The organism is Vibrio sp. NH-7 (genome assembly GCF_053643215.1).
The window spans coordinates 395,628-408,470 of record NZ_CM132187.1; the positions used below are offsets into that span (position 1 = coordinate 395,628).

The 12,843-nt window shown below is 45.3% G+C and carries 11 protein-coding genes; 7 read left to right on the plus strand and 4 right to left on the minus strand.

Annotation, left to right across the window (positions count from 1 at the left end):
• Window positions 1–11: 11 nt before the first annotated feature.
• A complete protein-coding gene (metK, locus tag ACUALS_RS02105; protein ID WP_005475235.1) occupies window positions 12–1,166 on the minus strand; it encodes a methionine adenosyltransferase in 1,155 nt (384 codons plus the stop codon).
• A gap of 317 nt (window positions 1,167–1,483) precedes the next feature.
• On the opposite strand from metK, the gene tkt reads away from it, so the two are divergent.
• Window positions 1,484–3,478 carry a transketolase gene (tkt, locus tag ACUALS_RS02110; RefSeq protein WP_454448758.1) on the plus strand — a complete coding sequence of 665 codons (1,995 nt, stop codon included), beginning with the start codon at window positions 1,484–1,486 and terminating at the stop codon, window positions 3,476–3,478.
• Window positions 3,479–3,559: 81 nt separating this feature from the next.
• Here the strand turns inward: tkt and ACUALS_RS02115 are convergent, their stop codons facing one another.
• The gene (locus ACUALS_RS02115) at window positions 3,560–3,796 is read right to left on the minus strand and encodes a hypothetical protein (protein ID WP_005475244.1); all 237 of its coding nucleotides are present in this window, start codon (window positions 3,794–3,796) and stop codon (window positions 3,560–3,562) included.
• A 327-nt stretch (window positions 3,797–4,123) separates the two neighbouring features.
• On the opposite strand from ACUALS_RS02115, the gene ACUALS_RS02120 reads away from it, so the two are divergent.
• The 5 genes from ACUALS_RS02120 (at window position 4,124) to mscS (ending at window position 10,579) form a co-directional block, all read left to right on the plus strand.
• Window positions 4,124–5,647, plus strand: a complete 1,524-nt coding sequence (locus tag ACUALS_RS02120; RefSeq protein ID WP_038137809.1) for a PTS transporter subunit EIIC — start codon at window positions 4,124–4,126, stop codon at window positions 5,645–5,647.
• Between the two features lie 169 nt (window positions 5,648–5,816).
• The gene (gene epd, locus ACUALS_RS02125; protein ID WP_454448759.1) at window positions 5,817–6,842 is read left to right on the plus strand and encodes an erythrose-4-phosphate dehydrogenase; all 1,026 of its coding nucleotides are present in this window, start codon (window positions 5,817–5,819) and stop codon (window positions 6,840–6,842) included.
• Between the two features lie 151 nt (window positions 6,843–6,993).
• Window positions 6,994–8,154, plus strand: coding sequence for a phosphoglycerate kinase (locus tag ACUALS_RS02130; RefSeq protein ID WP_005475155.1), 1,161 nt, complete (start codon window positions 6,994–6,996; stop codon window positions 8,152–8,154).
• A gap of 153 nt (window positions 8,155–8,307) precedes the next feature.
• Window positions 8,308–9,384 (plus strand): class II fructose-bisphosphate aldolase, encoded by a 1,077-nt coding sequence (fbaA, locus tag ACUALS_RS02135; RefSeq protein WP_005475220.1) that lies wholly within the window; start codon window positions 8,308–8,310, stop codon window positions 9,382–9,384.
• Window positions 9,385–9,712: 328 nt separating this feature from the next.
• Entirely contained in the window at window positions 9,713–10,579 is an 867-nt protein-coding gene (gene mscS, locus ACUALS_RS02140) for a small-conductance mechanosensitive channel MscS (protein WP_269979517.1), read from the plus strand.
• Between the two features lie 57 nt (window positions 10,580–10,636).
• Here mscS and ACUALS_RS02145 read toward each other — a convergent pair whose 3' ends face one another.
• Together ACUALS_RS02145 and ACUALS_RS02150 are read right to left on the minus strand one after the other, a co-directional pair.
• The gene (locus ACUALS_RS02145; protein WP_454448760.1) at window positions 10,637–11,119 is read right to left on the minus strand and encodes a YbaK/EbsC family protein; all 483 of its coding nucleotides are present in this window, start codon (window positions 11,117–11,119) and stop codon (window positions 10,637–10,639) included.
• 7 nt (window positions 11,120–11,126) lie between these two features.
• On the minus strand, window positions 11,127–11,753 hold the full coding sequence (locus ACUALS_RS02150; RefSeq protein WP_454448761.1) for a LysE/ArgO family amino acid transporter: 627 nt from the start codon (window positions 11,751–11,753) through the stop codon (window positions 11,127–11,129).
• Between the two features lie 142 nt (window positions 11,754–11,895).
• Between ACUALS_RS02150 and ACUALS_RS02155 the strand changes: the two genes are divergently transcribed.
• Window positions 11,896–12,801 (plus strand): LysR family transcriptional regulator ArgP, encoded by a 906-nt coding sequence (locus ACUALS_RS02155; protein WP_454448762.1) that lies wholly within the window; start codon window positions 11,896–11,898, stop codon window positions 12,799–12,801.
• Window positions 12,802–12,843 lie beyond the last annotated feature (42 nt).

The following is a 12,843-nucleotide window of genomic DNA, read 5'->3' on the forward strand; positions in this document are numbered from 1 at the left end:
TTATGTTCTAATTACTTAAGACCTGCGAAGTCTGCAAGAATCGCTGCTTTATCTGTCGCTTCCCATGGGAACTCTTCACGACCGAAGTGACCGTAAGCCGCTGTCTTCTTGTAGATAGGCTGAAGTAGGTTCAGCATCTCTTGTAGACCGTATGGACGTAGATCGAAGTTTTGGCGAACTGCTTCTACGATAATGTCGTGAGAGACTTTCTCAGTGCCGAACGTTTCCACCATGATAGAGGTTGGATCCGCAACACCGATTGCGTAAGAAAGTTGGATCTCACAACGATCAGCCATGCCAGCTGCTACGATGTTTTTCGCTACGTAACGTGCAGCGTATGCTGCAGAGCGGTCTACTTTTGATGGATCTTTACCAGAGAATGCACCGCCACCGTGACGCGCTGCGCCGCCGTAGGTATCAACGATGATCTTACGACCAGTTAGACCACAGTCACCCATTGGGCCACCGATTACGAAACGACCTGTTGGGTTGATGAAAAAGTTAGTTTCTTTGTTGATCCACTCAGACGGCAATACTGGCTTGATGATCTCTTCCATTACCGCTTCACGTAGGTCAGGAGTTGATACTGAGTCACAGTGCTGAGTTGAAAGAACAACCGCATCGATACCCACAATCTTACCTTGATCGTATTGGAACGTTACCTGAGATTTCGCATCTGGACGTAGGAAGTTTAGTTTGCCGCTCTTACGTACTTCTGCTTGTTTTTCAACTAAGCGGTGTGCGTAAGTGATAGGTGCTGGCATTAGGATTTCTGTTTCGTTGGTTGCGTAACCAAACATAATGCCTTGGTCCCCTGCGCCTTGCTCTTTAGGGTCGGCTTTGTCAACACCTTGGTTGATGTCTGGTGACTGCTTACCGATAGTGTTTAGAACGGCGCAAGAATCCGCGTCAAAACCCATATCAGAGTGAACGTAGCCAATCTCACGCACGGTTTGACGCGTTAGCTCTTCGATATCTACCCATGCTGAAGTCGTGATCTCACCACCAACCATGACCATACCGGTTTTAACGTAAGTTTCACACGCGACACGTGCTTTTGGGTCTTGTTCTAGAATTGCATCAAGAACAGCATCAGAAATTTGGTCTGCAATTTTATCTGGATGACCTTCTGATACCGACTCAGAAGTGAATAGGTGCTTAGCCATGTTAGCTCCACTATATCTGGTTAATGTTGGAGGTTTGGTAACACTCCAGCATTCAATAATATTAAAAACTGTAGGTGTATCTACATCTAGACGTCTATTCTAGTTTTGAATGCTCGAATTACAAGCTCTTTTTTATTATTAGATAAAACCAAACGTTTGCCTTAAATTGGCTTCAAATGAGTAACTGCGAGCGATTTGCTGCGAAAGGTCGGAAATTTGTGAACAAATGGCTTGGAAAACGTTTGCACAGCTAGATTCGCTTTGAGAGAATTATCGCCCACATTTATATGATTCGCTTAATGCACTCAGGAGCTGACATGTCTTCTCGTCAACATCTCGCTAATGCTATCCGCGCTCTAAGCATGGATGGTGTACAACAGGCTAACTCTGGCCACCCAGGCGCCCCTATGGGTATGGCTGATATCGCTGAAGTTCTTTGGCGCGCTCACCTAAACCACAACCCAGCAAACCCAGAATGGGCTGACCGCGACCGTTTCGTTCTTTCAAATGGCCACGGCTCTATGCTGATTTACTCTTTGCTACACCTTTCGGGTTACGAGTTATCGATTGACGATCTGAAAAACTTCCGTCAGTTGCACTCTAAAACGCCGGGTCACCCAGAGTACGGTTACGCACCAGGTGTTGAGACAACGACAGGTCCTCTAGGTCAAGGTATCACCAACGCTGTAGGTATGGCGTTAGCTGAGAAGACGTTGGCAGCACAGTTCAACAAAGAAGGCCACGACATCGTTGACCACTTCACTTATGCATTCATGGGTGACGGCTGTCTGATGGAAGGTATCTCTCACGAAGCATGCTCTCTAGCAGGTACACTAGGGCTTGGCAAGCTGATTGCTTTCTGGGATGACAACGGCATCTCTATCGATGGTCACGTTGAAGGCTGGTTCTCTGATGACACACCTAAGCGTTTTGAAGCTTACGGCTGGCATGTAATTCCAGCGGTAGACGGTCACGATCCTGAAGCGATCAACGCAGCAATCATCGCCGCTAAAGCGGATCCTCGTCCAACTCTGATTTGTACTAAAACAGTGATCGGTTTTGGTTCGCCTAACAAGTCTGGTTCTCACGATTGTCACGGTGCACCACTAGGCGCAGAAGAAATTGCAGCGACTCGCAAGCAACTTGGTTGGGAGCACGGTCCATTTGAAATTCCTGCTGATGTTTATGCACAGTGGGATGCAAAACAAGCGGGTGCTGAAAAAGAAGCAGCATGGAATGCTAAGTTCGATGCTTATGCCGCGGCATACCCTGCAGAAGCAGCTGAGCTTAAGCGTCGCCTAAACGGTGAACTACCAGCGCAGTGGGAAGAGAAAGCAAATGCAATCATTGCTGACCTTCAAGCGAACCCAGCAAACATTGCATCACGTAAAGCGTCTCAAAACGCGTTAGAAGCGTTCGGTGCGATGCTACCAGAATTCCTAGGCGGCTCTGCTGACCTTGCGCCATCTAACCTAACCATGTGGTCTGGCTCTAAGTCTGTTTCTGCTGACGATGCATCGGGTAACTACATTCACTACGGTGTCCGTGAATTCGGTATGACAGCAATCATGAACGGTATTGCGCTACATGGTGGTTTCGTACCATACGGCGCGACCTTCCTAATGTTCATGGAATACGCGCGTAACGCAATGCGTATGGCTGCTCTGATGAAAGTTCAGAATATCCAAGTGTACACGCACGACTCTATCGGTCTAGGCGAAGATGGCCCAACGCACCAACCCGTTGAGCAAATGGCTTCTCTACGTCTAACGCCAAACATGAGCACATGGCGTCCATGTGACCAAGTGGAATCTGCAGTCGCTTGGAAACTGGCTATCGAGCGTAAAGACGGTCCAACGTCGCTAATCTTCTCTCGTCAAAACCTTGCACAGCAAGAGCGTGATGCAGAGCAACTAGCGAACATTGCTAAAGGTGCTTACATCCTGAAAGATTGTGCTGGCAAACCAGAGCTAATCCTTATCGCAACAGGTTCAGAAGTTGAGCTAGCAGTAGAAGCAGCAGCACAGCTAACAGCTGAAGGTAAACAAGTACGCGTTGTTTCAATGCCATCTACAGATGCATTCGACAAGCAAGACGCAGCTTACCGTGAAGCAGTACTGCCATCAGACGTAACTGCGCGTATCGCTATCGAAGCAGGTATCGCTGACTTCTGGTACAAGTACGTTGGCTTCGGCGGCAAGATCATCGGTATGACAACGTTCGGTGAATCTGCTCCAGCAGGCGAACTGTTCAAAATGTTCGGTTTCACCACTGAAAACGTAGTGAATACAGCGAAAGAACTACTTTCTTAATTTAGTTCGTATTAACGATAAAGAGAAAACCGAGCCATTTGGCTCGGTTTTTTATGCGTTCAAGTAAAGTCTGCGCAGCGGTTACTCAAACTCTTTACCCCAGTTGTCTTTCTCTTTATGGCCACACACTTTACACGTCACGTATCTGTCCATGTCATAGTAATGACCACCATTGATAAAGGTATGAGCCATCAATTTGATTCGACCTAAAAGAGAAGTGTCCGTGTCGTAGCTGCTGTTTTTTCTGACAAGCACTTCACTATGGGGCGTTTCTTGTTCGCATTGTTTACAAAAGTGAGTGGCTGGGTATCCAGACATAGTCATTTCCTTCGGTTGATAAAACTAGAATAGAAACAGCCAATAGAAAAACGACATACTCCGCCTCACTATGCATAAGAAAAATGTATCAATCAAGTTGAATAAACTCACATTGCGGTCTAGGTAACTTCTCCTTGGTTTTTGTCTAAGGATGGACTGCAATCGGCCGTCTGTGATTAATCAGTCATTCCGTTTAGCTGAGCATTTGTTAGCCGTGGCAAGAAGATTGTAAGGGATGAGTTACAAACTGCTTTCTATTTGTAACCTTAGGCTTCGTCGTTGTTGGTAGTGTTCTTTGGTAATCCATCGATACTAAAGGACTGTATTATGCTAGATAGTTTAAAAACAGGCTTATCTAAGCTTTCCTTGATAGGGAAGGCATTGATGCTGCCTATATCCATCTTACCAGCAGCAGGTCTACTGCTCGCCTTTGGCGCTAAGCTTGATATCCCGCTTATGATGCGTGCAGGGGGCGTCATATTTGATAACTTGGCCTTGCTGTTTGCCGTGGGGGCTGCCGTTGGTTTGACTAAGGAATCTGGGATCGCCGCCTTAGCTGCGATTGTTGCGATGGTTGTCATGAATGCAACCATGGGGGTCGCGTTAGGTATTACGCCTGAGATGGCGATAGGAGGTGGTCGTTATGCGATGGTGATGGGCATTCCGTCATTGCAAACGGGTGTCTTCGGTGGACTTATCGCTGGTATTCTCGCTGCCGTTATGTACCAACGCTTTTATGATACTAAGCTGCCTGACTTCCTTGGCTTCTTTGCCGGTAAACGTTTTGTCCCTATTGTTACTGCATTTTCTGCGTTTCTCATCGGGTTAGTATTGCCTTATATTTGGTCATATATTCAGTCAGGGATTGATGCGCTGTCGCACATGGCGAATGGCGGCAACATGTATGTCTCAACGTTCATCTACGGATTTATGGAACGAGCTTTAATTCCAGTTGGTCTCCATCATATCTTTTATAGCCCTTATTGGTTCTCTTTCGGAGAGTACACCACCGCAGCTGGAACCATTGTAAACGGCGATCATACGATTTGGTTTAAAATGCTCGAAGATGGCGTCAAAACATTCTCAACCAGCGAATACCAAGAAGCAGGTAAATTCCTATCGGGCAACTTTGCAATTTACATGTTTGCTTTTCCTGCGGCGTGTTTAGCGATGTATCACGAAGCGAATGACAAAAACAAAAAAATAGCAGCGGGTATTTTGGGTTCAGCTGCACTTACCTCTTTTGTTACCGGTATTACAGAGCCAGTGGAATTCGCGTTTATCTTTGTCGCGCCTGTACTTTATGTGTTCTCTGCAATTATGGCTGGGGTGTCTTATGCGGTGACGTATGCGCTGGATGTTCACATAGGAAAAACCTTCTCTGCAGGTATCATTGATTTTGTTTCATTTGGGGTTCTTCCAGCGATGGATGGCTTTAAAACAAACTGGTTCAATGTGATTCTTTGGGGCTCAGCGATGGCTGCGATTTACTACACGGTTTTCCGCTTTGCAATTCGAAAACTCAACTTGAAAACGGTTGGGCGTGAGGATACGCAAAGTAAGGCCATCACCCTAGAAAATGAAGAGCTAGCGAGTGAAATTACAACCTTGATTGGTGGTGCCGCGAACATTACTTCTATAGGGGCATGTATTACCAGGTTGCGTCTACAGATTAAAGATCAGTCACTTGTGAATGAGGAGGGAATCAAAGACCTCGGCGCGATGGGAGTCATAAAAGTGGGTTCAAGTGGCTTGCAAATCATTCTAGGCGCGAGAGCTCAATTTGTGGCTGAAATTATGAGTGATAGCCTCAGCGATACTTCGGCTTCACTGTCAGTAAGCCCTAGCTAATCATCTACAACTAACGATCTTCAACAATTACGCTATCAATCGAGAGGTTGGTAGCGTTGCCTTGCATTTAATTTTCAAACTTATAGATCGCTTTAGCATTCTACTAATGCGCTTCGAGTGGCTATCGGTTACTATTTGTGACACGAAAATCATGTAAGGCGATGGAATCATGCTAAGAGTTGCGATCAATGGATTTGGACGTATCGGTCGTAATGTACTGCGGGCAGTATATGAAAGTGGCAAAAGCCAGCAGATTAAAGTGGTAGCAGTGAATGAGCTTGCTCAGCCAGATGCCATGGCGCACCTACTGCAATACGATACGAGCCACGGTCGATTCGGCAAGAAGGTGACCAACGACCAAGAGCATATCTATATTCATCATGACAGCGGAGAATTTGATTCTATCCGCATTCTACACCTCAGTGATATTGAGCTGCTGCCGTGGCGCGATCTAGATGTCGATCTGGTCTTAGATTGTACAGGTGTTTTTGGCTCTCAAGCGGATGGTCAAGAGCATATCAAAGCGGGCGCAAAGAAAGTCTTATTTTCACACCCTGGGGCTAACGATCTCGACAATACCATTATCTATGGCGTGAACCACGATACGCTAAAAGCCGAACACAAAGTTGTCTCCAATGGTTCGTGTACCACTAACTGTATCGTTCCTATCATTAAAGCCCTTGATGACGCTTTTGAAATTGAGTCTGGCACCATTACTACGATTCACTCATCGATGAACGACCAACAAGTCATTGATGCGTACCACTCCGATTTGCGTCGAACACGTGCCGCCAGCCAGTCGATCATTCCTGTGGACACTAAGTTGCATAAAGGTATTGAAAGAATCTTCCCGAAATTTTCTAACAAATTTGAAGCTATTTCCGTGCGAGTACCAACGGTAAACGTCACGGCGATGGATTTAAGTGTCACAATTAATACAAATGTGAAAGTTAATGACGTAAATCAAACCATTGTTAACGCATCTCAGTGTACATTACAGGGCATTGTTGACTATACTGAAGCGCCGCTCGTTTCTATCGACTTTAATCATGATCCCCATAGCGCGATTGTCGATGGTACACAGACTCGAGTGAGCAATGGGCATTTAGTGAAAATGCTTGTTTGGTGTGATAACGAATGGGGCTTTGCGAACCGCATGCTGGATACTGCGCTCGCAATGCAAGCTGCAAAGTAAGCCGTAGTGCAGCGAGGAGAATTATTTATTTTTACCCTTGAAATAAATGAATGATGGCTCCATATCTGAACCAGTTTAAAGAATTAATAGGCTTGGCAGGGTTGCCGGGCTACTGAAAACTTTACTTATTGAATATTTGAGAGGACACATCATGTCTGTAATCAAGATGACTGACCTGGATCTAGCAGGTAAACGTGTATTTATCCGTGCGGACCTAAACGTACCTGTAAAAGAAGGCAAAGTGACTTCTGATGCACGTATCCTAGCATCTCTACCAACGATCAAGCACTGTCTAGAAGCTGGCGCTAAAGTTATGGTTACTTCTCACCTAGGTCGTCCAACTGAAGGTGAATACGCAGAAGAGTTCTCTCTACAACCTGTTGTTAACTACCTAAACGACGCACTAGATTGCGACGTTAAACTAGCTAAAGATTACCTAGATGGCCTAGAGCTAAACACAGGTGAGCTAGTTGTTCTTGAAAACGTTCGCTTTAACAAAGGCGAGAAGAAGAACGAAGAAGAGCTATCTAAGAAATACGCAGCACTTTGTGACATCTTCGTAATGGATGCATTTGGTACGGCTCACCGTGCTCAAGCGTCTACTCACGGTGTTGGTATGAACGCGCCTGTTGCGTGTGCTGGTCCTCTTCTTGCTGCTGAACTAGAAGCACTAGGTAAAGCAATGGACAACCCAGAGCGTCCACTTGTTGCTATCGTTGGTGGTTCTAAAGTTTCTACTAAACTAACCGTTCTAGAGTCTCTATCTAAAGTCGCTGACCAGCTAGTTGTTGGTGGTGGTATCGCGAACACATTTATCGCTGCAGCAGGCCACAACGTAGGTAAGTCTCTATACGAAGCTGACCTAGTTGAAACCGCTCAAAAACTAATGAAAGAGTGTTCTATCCCAGTTGCGACTGACGTTGCATGTGCGAAAGCATTCGACGAGAACGCAGAAGCTGAAATCAAGAACGTTGCTGACGTCGCTGACGACGACATGATCTTCGACCTAGGTCCAGACTCAACGGCAGCTCTAGCTGAAATCATCGCTAACGCTAAGACAATCCTATGGAACGGTCCTGTAGGCGTATTCGAATTCAAGAACTTCGAAGCGGGTACCAAAGGTATCTCTGAAGCGATCGCTAAGTCAGCAGGTTTCTCTGTAGCAGGTGGTGGTGACACGCTAGCGGCTATCGACCAATTCGGTATCAAAGCTGACGTTTCTTACATCTCTACTGGTGGTGGTGCATTCCTTGAATTCGTTGAAGGTAAAGTACTTCCAGCAGTTGCTATGCTTGAAGAGCGCGCTAAGTAATTAAGTGAAAGCGGGAGAGTGATTCTCCCGCTTTCTTGTTTGCTGCACATCACAGTTTTTTGCTAGAATAGCGCGAGTTGTGAGCAAACGTTTGCAAGAATTTAAACTTAACAAGTTTTATTTTTAAAACGACAGATAAATAGGATTAAATCCATGTCTAAGATCTTCGATTTCGTAAAACCAGGTGTTATCTCTGGCGACGACGTACAGAAAGTTTTTGAAGTTGCTAAAGAAAACAACTTCGCTCTACCAGCAGTTAACGTTGTAGGTACTGACTCTGTAAACGCAGTACTAGAAGCAGCAGCTAAAGTTAAAGCTCCAGTTGTTGTTCAGTTCTCTAACGGCGGTGCAGCTTTCTTCGCTGGTAAAGGCGTTAAACTTGAAGGTCAAGGTGCTCAAATCCTTGGTGCTGTAGCGGGTGCTAAATACGTTCACGCTGTAGCTGAAGCTTACGGTGTGCCAGTAATCCTACACACTGACCACGCAGCTAAGAAACTTCTTCCATGGATCGACGGTCTACTAGACGCTGGTGAAGAGTTCTTCGCTCAAACTGGTAAGCCTCTATTCTCTTCTCACATGCTAGACCTTTCTGAAGAGTCTCTAGAAGAGAACATCGAAACATGTGCTAAGTACCTAGAGCGCATGGCTAAGATGAACATGACAATCGAGATCGAACTTGGTTGTACTGGTGGTGAAGAAGACGGCGTAGATAACTCTCACATGGACGCATCTGAGCTTTACACTTCTCCTGAAGACGTTGCTTACGCATACGAGAAACTAAGCGCTGTTTCACACCGCTTCACTATCGCAGCATCTTTCGGTAACGTTCACGGCGTTTACAAGCCAGGTAACGTTGTTCTAACTCCAACTATCCTACGTGATTCTCAAGCATACTGTGCAGAGAAGTTCGGTATCGCACCAAACGCTCTAAACTTCGTATTCCACGGTGGTTCTGGTTCTACTCAAGAAGAGATCCAAGAGTCTATCGGTTACGGTGTTATCAAGATGAACATCGATACTGATACACAGTGGGCAACTTGGGATGGTATCCGTAAGTACGAAGCGGAAAACCACGATTACCTACAAGGTCAAATCGGTAACCCAACTGGCGAAGACGCACCAAACAAGAAGTACTACGACCCACGCGTATGGCTACGTGCTGGTCAAGCTTCAATGGTTGCTCGTCTGGAGCAAGCTTTTGCTGACCTAAACGCAGTAGACGTACTATAAGTTAGTCGCTATTATGAATGATAAAAACCCGCTCATTGAGCGGGTTTTTTTATATCTGATACTTGGCTCGTTTATCTGAGTGAGTGATGTGAAAAATCTGGCTAAATGTAAATGCTTTGCGTAATCTGTAACAAGCCGATTTCAACATGTTTTGATAAACGTCTGTTTTTATTCTCTTTGCAAAAACTTGACTTTGAGAATGGTCAAAATTGAGATATTGTGCCAAAAAAATGGCATTGCTTGACCGCATGGATAAGCAAGCCGTGGTTAATTACTAATATAAAGCAGTTTGATTCATAGAATTATTACATTTTGAGAGGATACAAATATGGCAGGCGAATCAGCGGGAATTGAAGCTCCCCTAGTTGATGGATTAAGTCACGCAGAAAAATGGTTAACGACGAACTCTGATCTATTGGTTCAATACGGCGTAAACATCATTTCTGCCGTTCTGATTCTATTTATCGGTAACATGATCGTGAAAGCCGTAGCAAACAGTGTTGCTAAGGTTTTAGAAAAGAAAAATATGGATAAGGCGGTTGTCGAGTTTATCCATGGTCTTGTACGTTACTTGCTGTTTGTGATTGTTCTAATTGCAGCGCTGGGTCGCTTAGGTGTTCAAACCGCATCTGTTGTAGCAGTAATCGGTGCCGCCGGTCTTGCTGTTGGTCTTGCACTTCAAGGCTCTCTATCTAACTTTGCGGCGGGCGTGCTTATTGTTGGCTTCCGTCCCTTTAAGTCAGGTGACTACGTGGAAATCGGTGGTGTAGCAGGCAGTGTTGAAGCGATTCAGATTTTCCAAACTGTATTGAAAACACCTGACAACAAAATGGTAGTTGTACCAAATGGCAGCGTGATTGGCAGTCCTATCACGAACTACTCTCGTCACGAAACACGACGTGTTGATTTAATGATTGGGGTTTCTTACAACGCTGATCTACAGAAGACCAAAGAGCTTCTGACTAAGATTTGTCAGTCAGATGAGCGCGTATTGAAAGAGCCTGGCGTGCAAGTTGGTGTTCATACTCTTGCGGATTCTTCAGTTAACTTCGTTGTGCGCCCTTGGGTGAAAACGGCGGACTACTGGAATGTTTACTTTGATCTGATGCAAGCGATTAAAGAAGGCCTAGACAAAGAAGGCATCGAAATTCCGTTCCCGCAAATGGATGTTCACTTGAACAAAGTTGAAGCTTAATCACCGCTTAACACGATACAAAGCGAAGCCACTGGCTTCGCTTTTTTTGTACGTTTTTTACAGCTCGAAAATTGGGTTGTTCAAGGCTGATAAAACAATGTGGAGATCGCTAGCAGCAATACCAAATGTGCATTCCGGGTGACCTGGTGTGTAGAGAAGCTGTTCGAGTCCATACAGTCGACGGTCAACCACGATTGGGATCTCTACGGGCAAACCGAAGGGACAGACGGCACCAGCAACACAACCTGTCACTTCACTCATTGCCTCATTACTTACTATCGATGGGCGTTTACCTAGTAATGCTTTGATGCCCTTACTGTCCAATCGACTGTCTTTGTCCGTCAAGAACAAAGCGAAGCCAGCTCCTTTGAGTTGCAAGAACAGGCTTTTGGTGTGTGTACCTGTCCATCCTAGCTCTTTAGCGACTCTCTCGTCTGTGGTGAAATCAAGAATTGGCTCGTGATGCCACTCTTGGTATTCAACGTTTAGCTTTCCCAGCAATGTCTTATTAAACAAGTAAATTTCTTCGAGTTTATTCATGATCCACCTAACCAAACATAGTGACCAGTTCGAGCGCCAACATCAGCGCAATCGCATACATCATAATAGCAACCGCGATATCAATACCTTGCTTGACTCGAGGTTGTGATAACACTGGGCCTAATTTAGCTGCACCAATAGACAGCGAGTAGAACCAAACGAGTGAAGCCATCATCGTTCCTAGAGCAAAGTAAATGCGATCTTGGCCTTCAAACTGACCACCAATCGAACCCAGAATGACAACGGTGTCGAGATATAAGTGAGGGTTTAATACCGTCACGGCGAGTGCACCGAGAATCACGGCACGCTTTCCCCGAAGTGTCTGATTTTCTTTTGTTTCATTAGACTGAGTGCTAAAAGCACTTTTCAATGATAGGGAGCCATAAAGGGTTAAAAAAGCGATACCCCCCAGTGTAACTAGCATCAGTAGCGTCTCGTTTTTGGACAACAGTGCGCCGCCACCAAAAATGCCTAACGAGATAAAAACGATATCAAGCAAACTGCAAATACTTGCTGTTGTTAAATGATGTTGTCGTTTTATTCCTTGGTTAAGCACGTAGGCATTTTGTGCGCCAATAGGAATGATCATGCTTGCACCCAGTCCAAACCCTTGCAAAATCAACCAAACATTCACCGCTATTACTCCATATTAATTGTGTCTATCAACTAATGGGTAAAGTATTCAAACTTGAAAAATTAGTAAAATTAATGATTTTAATTTTACATAAGTACTGCTAATAATTATGTTTTGAACGCTTGCCAAGTAAGGGAAAGTTTTGCGAGGTTTAGATTACAAATGGATTGAAGCGTTAGAAATGGTGGCCAGTCGTGGCAGTTTCGAGCGCGCAGCGAGTGAGCTATACATCTCTCAATCAGCGGTTTCGCAGCGTATTAAACAGTTGGAGAAGTTTCTTGCAAAGCCAGTGCTGATTCGTGAGAAGCCGTTGAGATTGACCACAACGGGTAAGAAACTGCTGGGTTTTTATCATCGTGTTCAAGTGCTTGAACGTGAGCTGTTGCCTGAGTTGACTAACCAAGATAGCGAACGCCCAATTCAAGTCTCCATCGCGACCAATGCTGACAGCCTAGCGACTTGGCTGCTTCCCGCGTTAACGCCCATCATGAAACAGCGGAAAGTCGAGTTTAACCTGTCCGTGGATCTTGAAGATCGCACCTTAGAGAAGGTAAGGAAAGGGGAAGTAACAGGAGCGATAAGTTGGGAAGAAAGCGCGCTCAAAGGGTGCGAAAGTCATTATTTGGGCAGAATGGATTACGTTTGTGTCGCCAACCCTGCGTTTGCGCAGCAGTACTTTCGAGATGGCGTCACCCGAAAGGCTTTAGAATGCGCTCCAGCAGTGTCGTATGATCAATACGATCAAATGCATCGCCAGTTTCTTCAACAGCACTTTAATCTTTCTCCAGAAGCTATTGTTCATCACCGTGTAGCCAGCTCTGAAGCTTTTGTGAATCTTGCTTTACTCGGGGTTGCCTATTGTTTAATCCCGCGTCTGCAAATCAGCGACGAGTTAGCGCAAGGGCGGTTGGTAGACTTAATGCCAGGGTTCCAGCTGAGCTTTAAAATTTATTGGCACCACTGGCAATTAGAGAGTGGGGTTTTACAACAAGTGACCCAAGCCATTCTCGAATACTGCCATGGCAAGCTGCCAAAAAGTTTGGGTTAAATCTTTGTCAGAACGGAGCTGTTCGCTTGGTCAAACCTTGTT